Below are 19170 nucleotides of genomic sequence, written 5' to 3' on the forward strand. Positions count from 1 at the left end.
TGCCCTTCGGAACAACCGCTGCGATGAACCTAATCCATCTCCATCTTGCATTGAACCATGTCCCGGTCGTAGGGACCTTCTTCGGTGTCGGCCTGCTGGCTTATGCCCTCTGGCGAAAAAGCGAGGAAGTCAAACGTGTCGCCATGGGAGTCTTCGTGATCGTGGCCCTGATGACCATACCCGTTTACCTCACGGGGGAAGCCTCGGAAGACCCGGCCAAGGAGCTTCCTGGTGTGACAGCAGCGCACATCGAACGGCACGACCAAGCCGCTGCCATTGCTTTCACCAGTGTATTGGTTAGCGGGATCTTCGCGTTCGTTGGATTAGTTCGGTTTCGTGGAGGGAGACAGCTTCCGTCGTGGTTCACCTCGACGCTTCTGGCGGCTTCACTCATTGTGAGCGGACTCATGGGGTGGACTGCAAATCTGGGTGGTCAGATCCGGCACACAGAGATTCGATCCAGTTCTATCCTGCAGACGGCCATCAGCCCATGACGCCGCTCAAACAGATCCTGCTTTTCTGCTTGGTGGGGGTGATGACGACGGCCATCGATTTCCTGGTCTTCAACCTCTTGACCCGTCCCGCGCTGGGCTGGCGGCGAATCCCTGCCAACCTGGTTTCCGTGACCTGCGCCATGATCTGGTCCTTCCTGGCCAACTGGCAGATCGTGTTCCAGTCCGATGCGCAGGACTGGCTCGGACGGGCAGGGCGATTCTTGATCACCACTGCCTTCTCCGCCTTCGTGTTGCAGAATCTGGTCCTCTACTGGACAACCTCTATTTGGCAGGCACCGACGCGGATGGCGCTGTCGCTCGTGGGGCGTCTTCGATTGAAGCGTCCGGTCGATCCCGATCTCATCTCGCGGAATACCTGCAAGACCATGGCGGTCTCCGCCGGCCTGGTGTGGAACTTTTGCTGGTACAAGTTCTTTGTCTATGCCGTCTGAGAAGATTTGTTTGCCCACGGATCACACAGATCACACGGATGAGAAGGCCTCCGTGAGCAACAACTCGGGCTTTGCATTTTCACGTCACTCCCGATCCCTGGGCAATGTCTCCACATACTTCTTCCAAAGCTCCAACTCCACGTAGAGCTCGAAGAACTTGCCGGGTCTCAGCTCGGACAGACCCACCATGATCCACTTTTTCTCGGAACGTTCATCCAACCGGGCATCCAGTTTCGATGACACCATCACGATCGGGGCGAACGGATCCTCGGGAAGCTTTTCATACCACCCCAGGTTCTGAAATCGGCGCAGATACCAGGGCAGGGGCCAGTAGTCGCTCTCGGGAGCGATGATCTTGATGACCGTTTGGTACCCTGTCGGCGCGACTTTGCCGATCCCTTCGGCTCGATCCACTAGGGTCATGACATCGGGCACCGTCTGGGCGTACACGTAGGGGGTTCGCCGATCGGACGCATACTCGGAACTCGCTAGCCACGATTGCCCGGCGAGGTGAACGACCGCCAAGAGCATTCCAACGCTGAGTACCACTTGCGGAATCCGGGATCGGAACAGTTGCCAAAGCCAAGCGGCTCCAACTCCCGCCATCAGGATCATGCCGAAATAAAAGTTCAACAGGCACCACGGCGTTTTGTAGGAGATCGCGGAGTAGATCCCCGTCAACGTGAGGGTGTAGAGGGCGAGGAACCGATGGAACAACGCCCGTTGGGCAAACAGGGATGCGCCGATCCCGATGGCTGCGAGTAGCAGAATGGTTCCCTCGCTCCAAACCGGACCCTTGGCTGAATGAAACCAGGCCAAACGCTCGAGATAGAAATACCAGGGATGAATATGAGGCGAGTGTCCTCCGGCGCGTTTCAGCCAGGGAAGATACGTGCGGATGGAATCCGGCAGCCCCTCAAGGTGGGTGAAGAAGGAGCTGAATAGGAGCAGCCACATCAGCAACGTGGCTCCAACCGCCAGTGCAACATGCCTGGGGCTGAACTGTGCCCAGACCGTCCTCAGCTTCGGTATGGATCCCGTGGCCCACCAGGCGGTAATAACTCCCGCGATTCCCATGGCGGCCAAGGTCAGAACGAAGGTCTCCTTCGTGGTGAACATGAGCCCTAGACCTGCGCCGGCGATCAGGGCCCACAGTGCAGAGGGCGTCTGGCTATAGCGCCATCCTGCTCCCAGAGTGAGGGCGGTGAAGAACACGAGCAGCATTTCATGGATGAAATAGCGGCTGTAGAAAACCATCGCGGGGGAGATCGCGATGAAGAGTGAGGCCCAGGCGACTGCTGGGCGTCCGATACCGTCGACCAGCAGTAATAGGAGAAGGATGAGGGCTACGCCGAACGCCACGGTGACCCAGCGGAGCGTGGCATCGGAAAGCTCGTTGGCCGAGCGGGTTCCGCTGAGCCACAGAAATGGGAGGCTCGCGTAATGAAGACTCGGGCCATGATACTCATCGGGATCGTAGGCATAGCTACCTTTCTCCCAAAGTTCACTGAGCTTGACCGCGTTGACCGCCTCATCGTTGTGAAGCGGTCTGGTCTCGAGTTTCGGAACCCGCAAGGCGAGCGCTGCCAGCACGGCGAAGAGGGCCGCCAGCGCACTCCAGCGGTTCATTTGGCCGGCAAGGCGTAGACTTCGATCTCCTGCCAGCAGTTGAGGGCCGACTGGTTGCTGCCTCGGCTGTAACCGCGGACATAACGAGCCTTGATCCCCTTGGCCGGCACAACACGCCCGTACTCCATTTCGAAATACTCGCGATCCGTTCCGACTCCCAGACCCGAGGTGTTGTCGGTGTCGTTGTTGTAGAGAGTGGTCACTCCCGTCTTGAACTCCGGATCGTCCGAAACCTGCAGGATGACATCGCGGATCGCCTGCACATATCGATGGTCATGCCACATCGCAATGGCATAGATGGCAAAGGGCTCTCCCAGGTCCACTTGCACCCACTGGGTGCCTTTCTTGAACTCCACGGCGTCGTCATCGACCGGCTCCTTGTTGCCATCGGTCAACTGCTTCAGTTCGCCCTGAAACGGATCGACACTGCTGGTGACCGTCTTCCCGGCGGCGACGTTTTTGACGTCCTTGGGCACCTGGAGGGGGGTGGGTGCTGTGTCGGAAAGAGGTTCGACATTTGGCCCTTTGGGCAGGTCTTGCGGGGTGCCTTTGAGGGTGTGCAGCGGGAGCTTGAGAGCGAGGGGGACCGTTGGCTGGCCATCCGCCGCCGAGCTTGAGAATGCCAGAACGAGGGAGGCGCAGCCGGCGATGAGCATAGCCTTCGAGAAATCAGTATTCATAAAATGCACGTGACGCTTAGATTCTGTCGAACGAACGGTACCCACGGATTTCCGTTTGGACGCGCCCAAAGAAAAGGGTTTCCGTTCGAGTGTCAACGCACAATGTAGCCAGAACCCGCTTGAGGTCGAGGCGAGAATTGACCCTAGCAGCAACATCGTCGGCGCGATGCCACGGCGATTGTAAGGTGCGGAAACTGCGGGAACGCGGAAGGGTGCGTGCTTTTCAGGAGCTATCAAGCCTCTGAGCCTTCCAGCCGCGCAAGTCAAAGAGGGTAGGGTATGGTCGGAGGTGGGATTTGAAGTGGGTGAGAAAGGGGATGAAGTCGCGACGGACTCGGCGTCCCTATGCCGGGCTTTCAGCCCTCGACGAGAGGAGGGATGTTTACCTGGGGTTGTCACCCCCAGGCTGGGATAAAACGCACCGTTGGTGCTCAAGTGGGGCTAGCGGCGTTTGGAAGACGCCGGCCGCGATCGATCGTCGAGCTCCGACAGCTTCAGCCGCACGCTGACGATGTAGGGCTGCTGATTGGTGGTCCAGTGGCCGTACGTGGTGGTCACCATGGTTCCGTCCGGCAATAATTCAACCCCGGGATAGGCGCAATCCGCCGATTTGGTATTGTCCATCAGGCGAACCCGGTATTGGCCTTCTCGGCCGGTGACAATGTCCTCGTAGGTCCCTACCCAGCCGACCCAATCGCCGCGAGTTGGAGACTCAAGAGTGGTGTCGCGGAAGCTGACAAAGAGACGTCCATCGGGAGCATACTTTGCTGTGTGACGGTCGCCGGTGAGTGCGCCCGGCAGCTCTCGGGGTTCCGTCCACGTTTTTCCCTCATCGGTTGAAAAGATGACGTGGGAGTTTTTGCGACGCAGATTCTCGCGCAGCAACACAGCCAGTTGTTTGCCATCGGGTGAGCGGATGAGGCCGGGCTCGCAGAGATGAACGTTGGTTCCCTTCCAGACGGTCTCCGGAGCTCCCCAGGTGAGCCCGCCATCGGTGGACTTGGTCTGAAACAACGTGAACTCGACGGGTTTCTTCGGGGCGGGCTTTTCCGTAAAATAGCGTCCGTCATCGTGGAACATGGCGAGGTAATGCCCTGGCCCCGTCTTAACTGGCTCGACGAAACCCATGACGACGATGCCTCCCCAATCGCCCGCACGCTTGAGTTCGGACCAAGAGCGGCCATCGTCCTCGCTGATGGCGAGCCGAGCAGGGTGTAGGCCTGACCAGAGGATTAGCCTTTTCTTGCCGGCGGCATCCACGACCCGGTGGATCGTGGGGGTTTCTAGACTGGTCTCCCAGTTTTTTGGCGTCGGGAGACGTCCACTCCAGGAGAGGCCGCCGTCGGTACTCCGCTGGTAGAGAACCGGTCCACGGCCATGCCCTTTCGGATAGACGCACAGCAGGGTCTTTCCATCCTCGAGGAGCACCGTGGTAGGATGCCCCAAGTATTGGCCGGGCTCTCGGTCGACGATCACCTGCCGCTGGGTTTCCCCTGAGAGGTCGATGATCGGGATTGAATAGCCGCGTGACGGTTGGGCCTGGAGGTTGAGGCAGGTCAGCAGGCTTGCGACCAGCGTCCAATAACGCAGTCGGCGGGCGATCCGTTTTCCATGAGGGTTCATGACGAGCCGGATACTCCTCCAGTCGAAACCGTTTGTCGACCGCTGAGCTGGGGGGGGCGGGTGATCGTCACGGCGGTAGGGCGAGACTCCGCTCGAGCCCATTCCTGCCCCAGGCTCGGGATAACCAAGGGGGTAACTCCGCGAGGGCCGACAGGTGATCGTCACTCCATCGGCTCTCCAGGACGCGGCCCCTTCCCGTTCGGCCGCCCAGGGCCCTTCAGGGCTCGAGTGGAAATCAGAACTATAAACCTCGTCGGACCGCGTCGCGGTCAAATCTCGCCCTACCCCGTGTGGACCGCTTCGCGGTCAGGGCTCTCCCTCCCTTGGTGACGATTCGCGGGCGATCAAGGCGCTTCTTCCAGGTATCGAATCCGCTTGTTCACATCCGTGTTGATGGAGTGATAGGGCTGAGTGAGGTTGCCGGCGGCGAAGAGGGTGTGACGCAGATGTTCCATGTCGTCCTCTCCGATGGCGTCGGTAAAGATCGGGAGGAGATACTCGATCCCCAATCGGGAGGGTTTCATCATCTTGGAATCGTAGAGTGACGGATGCATCGACCGCGCGTGGATGATTCCCCATCGATCCCGGAAGCGGTTGGCGTCAAATCCTTCCACGTGGAAGCCTTTGCTGGAGTTGTACTGCAAAATGGAGACCGAGTTGTTGCGCCCCTCGAGCAGCATCTCCACGGCTTTGGCTCCGAGCTGTGCCGCGTAAAAGCGATCGAATAGAATAGGGCGTCCGCCGCGTTGGGTATGTCCGACTTTCCGGGTGAAGATCGCCTCACGCGCCGATTCCCCGCGTCGATAGAGCTGAAAGTAGCGATCGCCAATCATTTGAATCAGCCGTCCTCGCAAGGCTTCGGAGGCTCCGCTGAGTACCACATTGCCCGCCGGGTCGGTTGATTTGGTCTCGGCACCCAGCTCGCGGCCCTGCTCATCCACGATCCCTTCACCGCACACGATGACCACATTCTTCTGTTGGTCGTAGATGTGTTTGACTCGTTCGACCAGCCGCTCGAGGTCGAGCGGTTGCTCCGGGACGAGAACGATGTCCGGTCGTCCGAAAGTCGATCCCAGGGCGATGTAGCCTGAGTGTCGTCCCATCACCTCAACGATCGCTATACGCCGGTGGCTCTCCGCGGTCGTGCGAATGCGTTCGACGCCTTGAGCTGAGACAAACACTGCGGTTGCGTATCCCGGCGTGGCATAGTTGACGATGTTCTCCAGATCAAACACCGCCCGAGCCTCGACCCTTTTGTAACGAAATCCGCCTTTGGCGGCGGGGTCCGCCACCCGCGCAAACTCGTCGGGCTCGCTGGCATAGTTTAACCCGAGATCGTTGTCGATTGTCTTAGGTGCCAATACCGTCGGGAGTCGATCGGCGAGCGGCTGTAGTCCGTTAAGGGTTCCGTCGCCGCCGATGCAGATCAGCCCTTCGATCCCGAGACGTTTCAGGCGGGCGACAATGGCGTCCAGCCTTTCGTGATCATTTGGATCGACATAGTCGCGTGAGGAACCGATCAGGGTGCCTCCTTTGGTGGGATCCAGTTCAGGTAGCTCCTGATAGAGAGGATTGAGATGTACGTGCGGTGTGCGAGGGTTGAACAGGCTGTTGAAGCCTTTGATAAGCCCGATGATCTCAACGCGAAGTTGATTGGCTCGGGTGACGGCGCCGTGAATGGTCGCGTTGAGCGCGGGGGTATCTCCACCAGCGGTCAGGATTCCAATTCGTTTCATGGTTGCTGAGCCTGTGCAGTTCGATGCGGATGAATGATCGGGTCTCCCCAGCACAAATGGGGCCAAGCGCTATAGCCGCAGCAACTGGCTCGTGGACGCCCGAGAAGGAGAGAAAGTCAGGTTAAACTCGACGGGCGCGCTTCCAGAAAATGGCTGTTCTTATCCACCGGACGCTCTGGGTGAACAAAAAGCGACTGGAAGGAGTTCAGACAATTGTCGGAGGCTGGGGGGCGGGGATTTGAAGTGGGTGAGATAAGGGTGAAGTCGGGGCGCACCCGGTGGCCGAATCTCGAGCCTTCAGCGCTTGATGGGAGGGTGGATGGTTGCCTGGGGGTTGTCACCCCAGGCTGGTATGGGACGCACCGTAGGTGCTCACGGGCCATGAGTCAGCGGCTCGCTGCGACCCCAGCCTAGAGTGTTGGGCTCAGACTCGTAGGGATGATCGAGGCTGTTCGATCTCGGCGGGCCACAGGCCCAGCACCATTCCAGCCTGGGGCCCACAGCCCCAGGTTCCCTCGTCGCACACACGTGAAGGGCTGAAAGCCTGCACTATCGCTGGGAGATTTTCGCCAAATTCAGGCCGACTCTCACCTCACTTGCGACAGCTTCCAGGCTTAGACTAGCAGTCCCTGGATCACTTCGCCGTGAACATCGGTGAGACGGCGGTCCACGCCGTTGCTGCGGAAGGTGAGCTTGGTGTGGTCGATGCCGAGCTGATGCAGGATGGTGGCATGGATGTCGTAAACCGTCGATGGGCTGTTTCGATGAAGCGGTTTGTAGCCCCACTGGTCACTTTCTCCAACGGTCACGCCTCCTTTGATCCCGCCCCCACAGAGCCAGTTGGTAAAGCAGTAAGGATTGTGGTCGCGCCCTTTGCCGCCTTGGGAGCTGGGCATGCGTCCGAACTCGGTAGTCCAGAGGATCAGCGTGTCGTCGAGAAGACCCCGCTGCTTCAGATCTTGGATCAGTGCCGAGGCACCGCGGGCGAATCCCATCGACAGAGGGCCATGGTCGCGGCGGATGTCTTCATGCGAGTCCCAGTTGCGGCGGGGAAACCCATTGTCGTTCCCGCTCCAGATCTGCACAAAGCGGACACCACGTTCGATGAGTCGGCGGGCCACCAGGCATTTGCGACCGAAGTAATCCATCTCTTCCTCCGGATTGATTTCCTTGGGCCAGGTTGGGGGATGGCGTTGGATGCCATAGAGGTTGAGGAGGTAGTCCGGCTCCTTCGAGATATCCATCGCTTCGGGCGCGGCCAGCTGCATTCGTGCCGCGAGTTCGTAGCTGCGGATGCGCGCGTCGAGTCGTGCATCGCCTTCCCGAGTGGCGGCATGCGCGCGGTTCAAGCGGGCCATGACCTGATGGGCGGCGGCTTCGCTCGGCGGGGTTACAAAGCGCCCGGCCTTGCCGGGAAAGAGATCCGCGATGGGATTCTCCTGGCCTGGATAAATCATGGTCCCCGCATGTTGGCCGGGCAGGAACGCTGAGTCCCAATTCTTGGGCCCGTTTGAGGCGAACCCACGGTGATCGGGCAGCACCACGAAGGTGGGCAAATTGTCGTTCATGCTGCCGAGTCCGTAGCTGACCCAGGCTCCCATGCCGGGAAAACCCGGAAGTTGAAATCCGGTGGACTGCAGATAGGTCGCCTGACTGTGCACTCCCGTCTTCCCGACCAGATTGTGGACGAAGGCCATCTCGTCGACCACCTTGCCCAGCTCGGAAACGGTGTCCCCCAGCATTTTTCCGCATTGCCCGTAGGGCTTGAATGGCCAGACCGGTTCCATCCAGGGGCCGAGGCCATCCTGAAAGGCCTCGACGTGTTCACCAAAATCACTCTTCTGGCCGTTGCGTTTGATCAGCTCGGGTTTGAAATCGAAAAGATCGATATGGCTGGCGGCCCCGCCCATGAACAGCTGGATTACCCGCTTGGCGCGGGGCGGATGGTGGGGGCGTCCGGGAGGCAAGCTTGGCCCCTTGTCCCCGACGACTGAGGCGAGCAGTCCTTCTGTACCCAGCAAGCTTGACAACGCGATGCCACCCAAGCCTCCACCGGAGCGCCAGAGAAACTCGCGTCGAGAATGCTCCCCTCCGGACGTGGCGGATGAGCCGGCTTTGTCTTGCCGATGCCAGGGCGAAGAATGGGTTGAGTTCATACTTCTAGAATCGGCTTAGTCGACGAACGAAAAGGCGTTTAGATTGAAGATCACGCGGCACAGCTGAGTGAGGCCGAACTCCTGAGCGTAGGTAATCAGGGTCGATTCTTCCGCTGCGGTTGGGGGGCGCCCCATCGCCTCGTAGTAAGCGAGGCGAACCTTTGCGGCGGCGTCCCCGGGTTGAGCTTCCAGCTTCGCGGCGAAGTGTTTCGACATCGTCAGCATCAGGGAGTTGTTGAGCATGGCCAGGGCTTGAAGCGGAGACAGGCTCTCGTTCCGCTTGCCCACCTGCATGGACGGGTCGGCGCAGTCGAGGGTGGTCATGAAGGGCTGCTGCTGGGATCGGACGATGAATCGATAGATCGACCGCCGATGCGATTTTGGATCCTCCGGATCGTGGAGATGGTATTCGTAGTGTGGGGAGTGCTCAGGCTTATCGATCACGAAGTCTTTGAAGCTGGGGCCTCCCATTTGCGGGTTTAGTTTTCCGGAGACGAACAGCACGGCATCGCGAATAGCCTCCGCCTCCAACTTGCGACGGCTGGCCCGCCAAAGATAGCGATTCTCGGAGTCCAGCTTCTCGAACTCAGGTTGGCTGGCCGAGCTTTGGCGATAGGTGGCGCTGCTGACGATGAGCCGGTGGAGCTTCTTCAGGGATTGACCTTCGTCGCGAAATTCGACGGCGAGCCAGTCTAGGAGTTCGGGATGCGTGGGGAGCGCCCCCATGCGCCCGAAGTCATTGGGCGTCTCCACCAGTCCTCGGCCGAAGTGGTATTGCCAAATCCGGTTCACGATCGATCGCCAGGTCAGCGGGTTGTCGCGGCGAGTGAGCCATTCTGCCAAGGCGGCTCGACGCTCGCCTTCCGAATGGTTTGGCGGGAGGTCGAATTGGGACGGAAGCTCAGGCAGACAACGCAGCGTTCCCGGTCCCACTTCCGAACCTGGGTTTTGGATGCTCCCTCGGCTCAGGACGCGAATGACTCTGGGCTTGCCGCCTTTGGCCCCGGTGCCGGTGAAAGCCCCCCCGCCGGTATGGACGGCGCCGACGTAGGCCGTGCTTTGGGGAGGAAGCTTGTCCAAGTCAGCCTTCAGGCTCGCCAGCTTCCGGTCCAAATCCGACAATGTCGATTGGTCCGCAGATGAGGTGGCGCCAGCGATCAACGCGTCTCGTTGTTGGCGGATGGAGGCCAGATCGCCGACCTCGGCGGGTGCGGCCCCTGGCTGCCAGCCGTCGGTCAGATTGGACTTTTGCCAGCGGGGCGCGGCCTCGATGGAATCGAGGGCGGAAACCTTCGCAGCCAAGGCGGCGTTGGTTCCTTCAGCAGTGATGACGTTGAGTTCAGCCAAGGCAAAGATGTAATCATTCTGCCGGAGTGCGAGCTTGGTGGCCGTGACCCGGACATAGCGTGCGGATTGGTCCTTTGCCTCGATCCTCAGCCCCTTCAGCTTGGGGTTTGGAAAATCCTGTTGGGTGTGAGTGGCGATTCGAGTGACATTGCTGCCGAAGTCGGGATCGTTGGAGACGTCGACCTGGAACCGAACGGGGAAGCCGAAGCCATTCCCGATGCCGTTGAAGTCGTCATGGCAGGGATGTAGCACGACGTGATTTAGGGAGGCCACGCGGCCGATGTCGATCTGCACCCACTTGGTTACGTCCGGTTTGCTCTCAATGAGGCTGTGGTAACCCGCGGCGGCGCTGGTCTTCTTAAGTTTTTCCAGCTCGGCAATTCGCTGGTCCAGTTCGATCAAGGGCTGGCCGGCGCGCTGCAGAATCTTGGCCTCGAGCTCCTTCTTTTGACCCGCGAGCGAGGACTGTTCTGAAGTCAGGTTCCGGCGCTTCTGCCCCACGACCGGGTCGATGTCATACTTCTTGTCTGCTCGGTCGACGGCCGCGAACACCGCTTGCAGCCGATAGTAGTCTTCCTGGGCGATGGGATCGAACTTGTGGTTGTGGCATTGCGCGCACTGTACCGTCAGGCTGTTGAAGGTTTGCATGGTGTTCGCCACCATGTCATCGCGGTCCAGATGCCGAGCCACCATGCCGTCCATCTTCGACTCGGGGACCTCTGCATGCCCGATCAGATCCCATGGGCCGGCCGAGATGAAACCCAAGGCTTCAAATCCATCGCGGCTGCCGGGAAAGAGTACATCGCCCGCCAGCTGTTCCTGGACAAAGCGCGCATAGGGCTTGTCCTGGTTGAAACTCCGAATGACGTAGTCGCGATAAGGCCAGGCGTTGGGACGGGGCTGGTCTTTGTCATAGCCATGCGTCTCGCCGTAGTGAACCACATCCAGCCAATGACGAGCCCAACGTTCCCCATACGCCGAGGAACCTAACAAGCGATCTATGAGTTGTGGGTAAGCATTCTGGTTGGGATCGGCGAGAAACGCCTCGACGTCCGCAGGGCGGGGTGGCAATCCGATCAGATCGAAGTACGCCCGGCGAATGAGCGTGAGGCGGTCGGCTTCCGGGGCCGGGCGAAGTCCTTTTTCTTTGAGTTTGGCGAGGACGAAGGCATCGATGGGGTTGGCAATTTCGTTTGGACCCGCGTCCACCGAGGGGATGGCTGGTCTCAGCAGCGGGCGGAGAGACCACCAATCGCCTGCGCCGGAGCTGCGAGAGGCTTTCGCGGTCGGCTCGCTTGCATTGGCCAAAGTCAACCCACTCCCGATCATCCAGATGCAGCTCCACACGGAGAAACAGCTTCGGAGTTGGGCGGCGATACGGTTCCGATATCCGGTCGGGCGGGAAGTCCACGGTCTGACCTGCTTCCGATGGGATCGGGGGCGCAAGAGGTTGAGTCGGGCCAGCTGCATTTCGCCGAAATACTGAACCGCTCGGAGGAGAAAGAAAATACCCATCTTTGTGGGGGGGCAGGGGGTGTGACGAAAACCAGGCGAGATTATGGCCGAATTCAGCGGGTCGCGCCCCCCGACGGGACGGGCTTTCAGCCCTCAGCGTGTGTGGGGTCCGGAATCCTAAGGTTGTCACCTCAGGCGGGACTGCAGAAACGGCTCGACACTCCGAGTCCGGGCAGGTCATGTATCAGCCGTTCTATATTCTATGAAACGCTGGAAAATTGCGGGCATTAATTTCGATCACTTCCACATGGGCGATCTGTTGCGCATGGCGGCCAATCATCCGGAAGCGGAGATCGTTGGCATCAGCGATGAGCATCCGGAGCGGATGGTTGAGGCGTCGCGCAATTTCAGCTTGGGGGCCGATCGGGTTTTCACCGATTACCGGGCCTGCCTGGAGAAAACCCGCCCCGACTTGGTGATTCTCTGTCCCGCGGCCGCGAAGCACGGCGAATGGACAGCCAAGGTGGCACCTTATGGCGCCGCGGTGATGGTGGAGAAACCCTTTGCTGGTTCGTTGGCGGAGGCCGACGCGATGGTGGCCTCCATGGCCAAGTCGGGCAAATCGCTCATGATCAACTGGCCGTTGGCGTGGGATCCAGGAATCCGGACGGTAAAGCGACTGATCGACGAGGGGACCATCGGAGATGTTTTGGAAGTTCATTCGTACGGCGGCAACCGAGGTCCGCTCTGGCATGGGGCTGACAAGTTGGAGAAGACGGCTGCTGAGGTTCAGGCCGAGAAGCCGAAGAGCTGGTTCTACCAACGAGCGGCCGGTGGTGGATCGCTCCAGGACTATGCTGGCTACGGAACTACGCTAGCCACCTGGTTCCAGGGGGCGCGCAAGCCCATCGAGGTAACCTGTGTGGTGGATGAGCCCGCCGGCTTGGAAGTGGATGAGCACAGCGTGATCATCGCTCGGTACGCCCACGGCCTGTCCAAGTTCGAAACGCGCTGGGGCACCTTCACGGATCCCTGGACTACCCAGACTCAGCCCAAGTGCGGGTTTGTGGTGGTGGGCAGCGAGGGGACGGTCTCGGCCTGGAACTACGATCCGTTTGTCACCGTTCAAACCCGCCAGAAGCCGGAGTGCCATCGTGTCGAAGCCGACCCAGTCCAGGCGCCATTTCAGGATCCAGTCCAATACATGGTTCATTGCCTCGCCCAGGGGCAGCCGGTGGAGGGGCCGGTCTCGGTGGCGATCGGAAGGATCGGCCAGCAGATCATTGATACCGCCGTGGTCAGCGCCCGCGAAAAGCGGACCGTCCAGCTGCTGCAATAATCACACCCCGGGCATTCCCCCGCTTGAGAATGGGCTTTCCTGAGCCCGTGGGCATCTCTTATAAGTCGCCGCGTGTCGATGAATTCAACCGATGCGATCGCAGCCACCACCCGCTTTTGTGCCGTTTTTGGCCAGCCGGTCCGGCATTCCGCTTCCCCGGCCATGCACAATGCGGCTTTGGCTGCGCTTGGGTTGGACTGGCGATACCTGGCCTTTGAAGTGCCGCCAGCGCAGCTGCGCGAGGCGATCGAGGGTTGCCGGGCGATGCGGTTTCTCGGTCTCAACCTCACCGTTCCCCACAAACTTTTGGCGCTCGATCTGATGGATGAATTGGATTTCACCGCGCGGGAGTGGGGCGCGGTCAATACCGTTCGATTCGAGGCGCAGAATGAATCAGGCGAGTGGCTGCCCTTGGGTCGCTTCGGGGCGGTGATTCCCGACCGCATCCGTACGGTTGGGTTCAATACCGATGCCGATGCGATTCTGCGGTCCTTGGAAGACGATCTGGGCCTGAGGGCATCCGGCCTGCGGGTGGTCCTCCTCGGTGCTGGAGGCGCCGGGAGGGTCGCGGCTCTCCGACTGGCTAGCGCCGGAGCTGCTGAGCTTCATCTAGTCAATCGGACCGAATCCAAGCTCGGGCCCTTGCGCGAGGAGATTGCGCGTCGGTTCCCCGCTACCCAGGTTTTTCTGGGATATCCCTCCGGGAAGGTGGATTTAGTCTTGAATGCAACATCTTTGGGATTAAAGGCTTCGGATAGTCTTCCGGTGGATCTGGCTCGGTTTGACCTTCAGCAAGCGGGTGCGGCTTACGATATGATTTATCGTCCGGCGGAAACACCATTTTTAGCCGAGGCCCGGCGCCGGGGGTGCCGGACCGCGAATGGACTTGGGATGCTCCTCTATCAAGGCGCGCGTGCTTTGGAGCTGTGGAGTGGACGCCCGGCACCCATTGAGGCCATGCACATGGCGCTCAAGCAACAGATCTACGGATGAATTCAATCATCAACCTGGCAGCTGTGCCGGCGGTGTTCGATCGTGAGCTTTGGTCGGAAGTGCCGTTTGGCTTCTGGACCTTGGTCTTCTTCGTCTTCGGATGCATCGTGGGCAGTTTCCTCAATGTTTGCATTCATCGGATGCCATTGGATCAGAGCCTGATCTCGCCTCCTTCGCATTGTCCGCACTGCCAATACAGCATTCCCTGGTACCTCAATGTGCCGCTGGTGACTTGGCTTTGGTTGAGGGGGCGATGCGCGAACTGCAGAGCTCCGATCTCGCCGCGCTACTTTGGCGTCGAGCTGCTGACCGGCATCGCGTTTTGCTGCACCTGGATTAAATGGGGTCATTCATCGGTGGGGGTTTCGCTGGCGTTGTGTCTGCTCTTGTCCGGTTTCATCGTCGCCACCTTCATTGACTTCGAACACTTCATTATTCCCGATGAGATTACCCTCGGCGGCATTGGCGCTGGGTGTGTGATGTCCATGTGGGTACCTCAACTCCATGGGGAAACCAGGTTGGCTATGGGTTTGTTGCAAGCCGTGCTGGGGGCGGCAGTCGGATGGGGGATCACCTATGCCGTCCTGCGCTTGGGAAAACTCTTGTTCGGCAAGCAGAAGATCAAGCTCGACCCGGACACGGAGGTGACCTTTAGCGAAGGCGGCGTGCAGATTGGGGAGGATGAGACCGCATATGAGGAGATATTCTATCGGCCGTCCGACGAGATTCGCCTGAAGGCCAAGCGGGCGCGGGCGCTGGGGAAAACCTGGGAGGACGTCGACGTTCGGCTGTCCCAGAGTCGCTTATTGATTGGGCCGGACACGTTCGATCCGGAGAAAGTTACCGAGCTCAAGGTGATCACCGACAGCCTTGAATTGCCTCGGGAAGCGATGGGCTTTGGTGATGTGAAGTTTCTGGGGGCGATTGGTGCCTTTCTGGGTTGGAAAGGAGCGGTCTTTGGCTTGATGGCCAGCTCTGTGGTGGGAGCGCTGGTGGGATTGATTCTCATTCTTTTTCGCAAGCATGAGTGGTCCAGCAAGATTCCGTACGGTCCTTATATTGCGCTGGCGGCCACGGTCTGGATTTTTGCTGGACCGGAGCTTCTCCAATGGTGGACTCGTCATTTGGCACCCTGAGTTACGCCGGTCAGTTCCGCATTGCAATTTCAGTCCAGCTCACCACAATCCTCCGACATACATCACATCACTACTATGAAATACTTTTGTCTCACCTTGGCGGCCCTGAGCTGCGCAATTCTTCCCCTTTCGGCCGCGGATTCGGAAGAAGGTTTCAAGACCATTTTTGACGGCAAGTCGATGACCGGATGGAAATTGGGCGACGAGCAGGCTAAGTCGTGGAGGATTGAGGACGGCGCTTTGGTGGCGCAGGGGAATCGTTCGCACGCCTTTTACGTCGGTGATGAAAAGCCGTTCAAGGACTTCGAGTTCAAGGTGGACGTCATGACGGAACCCGGCTCGAACGGTGGGATTTATTTCCACACCAAGTATCAGGAATCGGGCTGGCCGAAGGGCGGTTTTGAGTGCCAGGTCAATGTGACCCAGGGCGATTGGATCAAGACGGGCAGTCTATACGGTCTGGCCAGCATCGGAGTGACGCCGGCTCAGGACAACAAGTGGTGGACTCAGCATATCATCGTGAAGGGCAACAAGGTCACGGTGAAGATTGATGGCAAGACGGTGCTCGAATACAATGAACCTGCAGGTGCCGTCGCGGGCAAGGACTTCGAGCGCAAGCTCAGCAGCGGAACCTTCGCGTTCCAGGCGCACGACCCCAAGAGCGTGGTTCGCTACAAGAACGTTCGCGTCAAGCGTCTCGACTGATCGTCCACAAAAGGCTTGCAGGACCTGAGGGGAACTTGCTGATGATGCTGTGATGAATGCTGAAGCACGTATTGCGGAACTGAAGTTGGATTTGCCTCCCGCTCCCAAACCGGTGGCGGTCTACAAGCCCTTGGTGATATCGGGGAACTTGGCCTATGTCTCCGGACATGGCCCCCTGCGCACGGACAAGACCCTGATTGTGGGGCGCGTCGGTGCCGATCTGAACGTTGATCAAGGCAAGGCCGCTGCCCGACAGGTGGGTCTGGGAATTCTTTCCACCTTGCGTTCGCAGTTGGGCAGCTTGGATCGCGTCAAGCGAGTCATCAAGGTGCTAGGCATGGTGAACTGCACTCCAGACTTCAAGGAGCATCCCGCGGTGATCAACGGCTGCAGTGAGCTGTTCGCCGAGGTGTGGGGTCCGGAGAACGGCATCGCCGCTCGCAGCGCGGTGGGCATGGGCTCGCTGCCGGGCAATATCGCGGTGGAGATCGAAGCGATCTTTGAATTGGAGTGGAAGTAACCTAACACTCGACCAAGGGGGGGCTCGCGTCCCCCCTTTTTTCATTCCATGTCCGAGACACCTACTCCTTGGTATCGAGTCGACCATCCGGACGACATCGATTCTCCTGCGCTTCTGGTCTACGAGGAACGCGTTGTTGCCAATCTCCGACGGATGGTTGCTCAGGCGGGAGGGGTAGATCGGCTCCGGCCGCACATCAAAACCCACAAGCTCCCGCAGATCGTCCAGTGGCATCTCGATCTAGGCATTACTCGGTTCAAAGCGGCCACCATCGCCGAGGCGGAGATGTGCGCGGTGGCGGGCGCTCCGGACGTGCTGTTGGCCTATCAACCCGTCGGTCCGCGCGCTGGGCGGCTGGCTCGGCTGGCTGCCTCGTTTCCCAAGACTCGATTCTCGACCGTCGTGGATGATGCTGAGGTGGCGAGGTCGTTGTCGGAGGCCCTCGGGCGGGAGGGGATTACGCTCGAAGTCTTGATCGACCTCGATTGTGGTCAGCATCGAACCGGCATTGCTCCCGGCCCGGCTGCAGTGGACCTTTATCGGGTTCTGGCTACGCTTCCAGGGATCCGACCTGGCGGGTTGCATGCCTACGATGGTCATCTGCACGATAAGGATCCGGTGGAGCGTGCCCGACGTTGCGAGGAGGCCTTTGCTCCCGTGATCGCGCTTCGGAGCGCCTTGGTGTCTGCGGGCTTCCCGGTGCCGCGGGTGGTTGCCGGCGGAACCCCCACCTTTCCGGTGCATGCGAAACGAACCGATGTGGAGTGCAGTCCGGGAACATGTGTCTTTTGGGATCACGGGTATGGGACCAATTTGCCGGACCTCGAATACCTGCCGGCAGCGGTCCTCCTGATGCGGGTGGTGAGCAAGCCTTTGCCCCAGCGATTGTGTTTGGACTTAGGGCACAAAGCGGTGGCTTCCGAGATGCCGCACCCTCGGGTTTTTTTTCTCAATCTGCCCGAGGCTCAGTTTGTCGGGCACAACGAGGAACATCTGCTGGTCGAAACTCCGCGGGCCGCTGAGTTCCCGGTTGGGACGGTCATTTACGGGATTCCCTGGCATGTTTGCCCTACCGTGGCTCTCCATTCGGAGGTGGTCGTGATTCGGGGCGGGAAAGAAGTGGCTCGGTGGCGGGTTTCTGGGCGCGACCGACGGTTGAGCCTTTGATCGGGGCGAGGGAAGGCGGGGAAGTCGCGACGGACTCGGCGGTGCTAGGCCGGGCCTTCAGCCCTTGATGGGAGGGTGGATGTTTACCTGGGGTGACAACCCCAGGGTTCATCACCCCACACACGTTGAGGGCTGAAAGCCCGCACCTTCGGGGGAGTTCCGCACCACCTTGGTGACAGTTCTCTTTCGGGCCGCCCCCGACTTTCCGCTCGACAGACTTGGTCACCCTCCGCTAGACAGGAGCCCGTTTTCCGCATGGTTGCCGGTCGTAGGTGGCTCAGTTGCCATTGAGTTTTCGATCGATGCGGGGGATTGCGGATAGACAGGAAGAACGTCATGGCCATGGAAGAACTTATGAAGCGATGCCTCGCTGTGCTTTGGTGTTTGGTGGCGCTGTTTGTGATGCCTGGATGGGTATTGGGTTCCGGCACCTACGCAGGCCGTCCCCCGAAGCCCCCGGACAATATCGATGCGGCGAAGTATGAAATCGGCAAGAACTTGTTTATGGGGACGGTGCTGCCGAAAGTTGGGTCCGGGGATAAGCCTGCTCAAGAAGCGCGGCTGAAAAAGCTGCAGGACAGATTGCCTCGCAAAGTTCAGCCCACGGTGAATCTCCCTGCTTTGGCAGGCAAGCTCACGCCACAGCAGTTGGCTGGGGTGGAATATTACTTGGCGGTTCGGTTCAAGGTTAAATGAAAGTGCTCTCAATGAAACTCAACTCGTACAAAACTCTCGGACTGGTTTCGATTCTCACCGCTGGCGGTGCTTCCTTTGCGGACGCCCAATCGGCTTGGCTTCCTCAGGAGAAGGAATTCACTGTCACCCCTATCTATATTTTTCAGAAGTTTGACGAGTTCTGGATGGGGACGCACAAAACCAATCCAGATTGGACTTCCTCCATCAAGCAGCACACGGTGAGCTTATCCCTCGAATACGGGATCACCAAGAAGCTCGCGGCCGATCTCACCATGGGTTACACCCGCTCGGAGGCAAAGTTTGCGGGAGAGACGCTCGACGGGCTGTCCGACACCGCTGTGGGGCTTCGCTACCAGTTCCTGGACGAGAAGGATGCGGGATGTGCCTACGCCCCGACCCTGACTTGGCGGGTAGGTGGCATCATCGCCGGGTCGTATCCGATCTCCGCGGTTGCTCCTCACTCCCCAGGAGATGGCGCGTCCGGTTTCGAAACCTCGCTGCTCTTCGGTAAGGCGATCGGCGACACCGGCTTCGGTCTGTTCGGCGACGTTGGATACCGCAATCGCGCCGAGGGCGTTCCCGATGATTTCTTCTTCTCCGCTGGTGTCTACAAGCAGTTGTTCCAGGATTGGACGGTGAGCTTTGGATACCGCCAGGTCCAAGGGTTGGACGGTCGTGACATCGGCGGGCCGGGCTGGGCGAACCAATGGCCGGAGCTCCGCGAGATCAAGAAGTCGCTGGAAGCGGGTATCGGCTACACCGATAAGGGCAATCGCCACTATCAGCTGTTTGGTGCGACCGTGATCGATGGCCGGAACACCGGGGAATCGATCATCATGGGCGCCTCGGTGACGTTTGGATTCTAAGAGCCCCTCAGGGGGACTTCTTCGGTAGGTGTTCCTCCCGTCCTACATGGGACGGGAGGTCGGTCTTGATCCCTTGTCATGGACGTCCTGCCACCCAGCCCAGGTCTTCTTCCGGGAGATTCCTCCGCCGTGCCTCCTCTCGCTGGTTCTTCAGGGCGGGTTCGTTTCCTCGCGCG

16 protein-coding genes are annotated in these 19170 nt (G+C 59.6%); 10 read left to right on the forward strand and 6 right to left on the reverse strand.

Features of this window, described 5'->3' with window-relative positions; all coding sequences use genetic code 11:
- Positions 1–23 precede the first annotated feature (23 nt).
- Both JNN07_15945 and JNN07_15950 read left to right on the forward strand, forming a co-directional pair.
- Positions 24–494, forward strand: a complete 471-nt coding sequence (locus tag JNN07_15945) for a hypothetical protein (protein ID MBL9169233.1) — start codon at positions 24–26, stop codon at positions 492–494.
- Positions 491–946, forward strand: a complete 456-nt coding sequence (locus JNN07_15950; protein ID MBL9169234.1) for a GtrA family protein — start codon at positions 491–493, stop codon at positions 944–946. Before JNN07_15945 ends, JNN07_15950 begins: the two co-directional genes overlap by 4 nt.
- Positions 947–1030: 84 nt before the next feature.
- Here JNN07_15950 and JNN07_15955 read toward each other — a convergent pair whose 3' ends face one another.
- The 6 genes from JNN07_15955 to JNN07_15980 form a co-directional block, all read right to left on the reverse strand.
- The gene (locus tag JNN07_15955; protein ID MBL9169235.1) at positions 1031–2575 is read right to left on the reverse strand and encodes a TIGR03663 family protein; all 1545 of its coding nucleotides are present in this window, start codon (positions 2573–2575) and stop codon (positions 1031–1033) included.
- Positions 2572–3255: a discoidin domain-containing protein gene (locus tag JNN07_15960; GenBank protein MBL9169236.1), complete on the reverse strand. Its 684-nt coding sequence runs from the start codon at positions 3253–3255 to the stop codon at positions 2572–2574. The genes JNN07_15955 and JNN07_15960 overlap by 4 nt, the downstream gene beginning before the upstream one ends.
- A 441-nt stretch (positions 3256–3696) precedes the next feature.
- Entirely contained in the window at positions 3697–4878 is a 1182-nt protein-coding gene (locus tag JNN07_15965) for an exo-alpha-sialidase (protein ID MBL9169237.1), read from the reverse strand.
- A gap of 344 nt (positions 4879–5222) precedes the next feature.
- Complete coding sequence (locus JNN07_15970; protein ID MBL9169238.1) at positions 5223–6614, reverse strand: 6-phosphofructokinase; 1392 nt, start codon at positions 6612–6614, stop codon at positions 5223–5225.
- Between the two features lie 614 nt (positions 6615–7228).
- On the reverse strand, positions 7229–8770 hold the full coding sequence (locus JNN07_15975; GenBank protein MBL9169239.1) for a DUF1501 domain-containing protein: 1542 nt from the start codon (positions 8768–8770) through the stop codon (positions 7229–7231).
- A gap of 15 nt (positions 8771–8785) precedes the next feature.
- Complete coding sequence (locus tag JNN07_15980; GenBank protein MBL9169240.1) at positions 8786–11632, reverse strand: DUF1553 domain-containing protein; 2847 nt, start codon at positions 11630–11632, stop codon at positions 8786–8788.
- Between the two features lie 202 nt (positions 11633–11834).
- Here JNN07_15980 and JNN07_15985 point away from each other — a divergent pair, with 202 nt between their 5' ends.
- The 8 genes from JNN07_15985 to JNN07_16020 all read left to right on the forward strand — a co-directional run bounded on the left by JNN07_15985 (position 11835) and on the right by JNN07_16020 (position 18994).
- Entirely contained in the window at positions 11835–12911 is a 1077-nt protein-coding gene (locus tag JNN07_15985) for a Gfo/Idh/MocA family oxidoreductase (GenBank protein MBL9169241.1), read from the forward strand.
- A 78-nt stretch (positions 12912–12989) separates the two neighbouring features.
- Positions 12990–13904, forward strand: a complete 915-nt coding sequence (locus JNN07_15990) for a shikimate dehydrogenase (GenBank protein MBL9169242.1) — start codon at positions 12990–12992, stop codon at positions 13902–13904.
- Positions 13901–15040 carry a prepilin peptidase gene (locus JNN07_15995; GenBank protein ID MBL9169243.1) on the forward strand — a complete coding sequence of 380 codons (1140 nt, stop codon included), beginning with the start codon at positions 13901–13903 and terminating at the stop codon, positions 15038–15040. Before JNN07_15990 ends, JNN07_15995 begins: the two co-directional genes overlap by 4 nt.
- A 75-nt stretch (positions 15041–15115) precedes the next feature.
- Entirely contained in the window at positions 15116–15745 is a 630-nt protein-coding gene (locus JNN07_16000; GenBank protein ID MBL9169244.1) for a DUF1080 domain-containing protein, read from the forward strand.
- A gap of 52 nt (positions 15746–15797) precedes the next feature.
- Positions 15798–16265, forward strand: coding sequence for a RidA family protein (locus tag JNN07_16005; GenBank protein ID MBL9169245.1), 468 nt, complete (start codon positions 15798–15800; stop codon positions 16263–16265).
- Positions 16266–16313: 48 nt separating this feature from the next.
- Complete coding sequence (locus tag JNN07_16010) at positions 16314–17432, forward strand: D-TA family PLP-dependent enzyme (GenBank protein ID MBL9169246.1); 1119 nt, start codon at positions 16314–16316, stop codon at positions 17430–17432.
- Positions 17433–17786: 354 nt separating this feature from the next.
- Complete coding sequence (locus JNN07_16015; protein MBL9169247.1) at positions 17787–18128, forward strand: hypothetical protein; 342 nt, start codon at positions 17787–17789, stop codon at positions 18126–18128.
- An 11-nt stretch (positions 18129–18139) separates the two neighbouring features.
- Entirely contained in the window at positions 18140–18994 is an 855-nt protein-coding gene (locus JNN07_16020) for a hypothetical protein (protein ID MBL9169248.1), read from the forward strand.
- The last annotated feature ends 176 nt before the right edge of the window (positions 18995–19170 follow it).

This window comes from Verrucomicrobiales bacterium, from assembly GCA_016793885.1.
GTDB lineage: Bacteria > Verrucomicrobiota > Verrucomicrobiia > Limisphaerales > UBA11320 > UBA11320.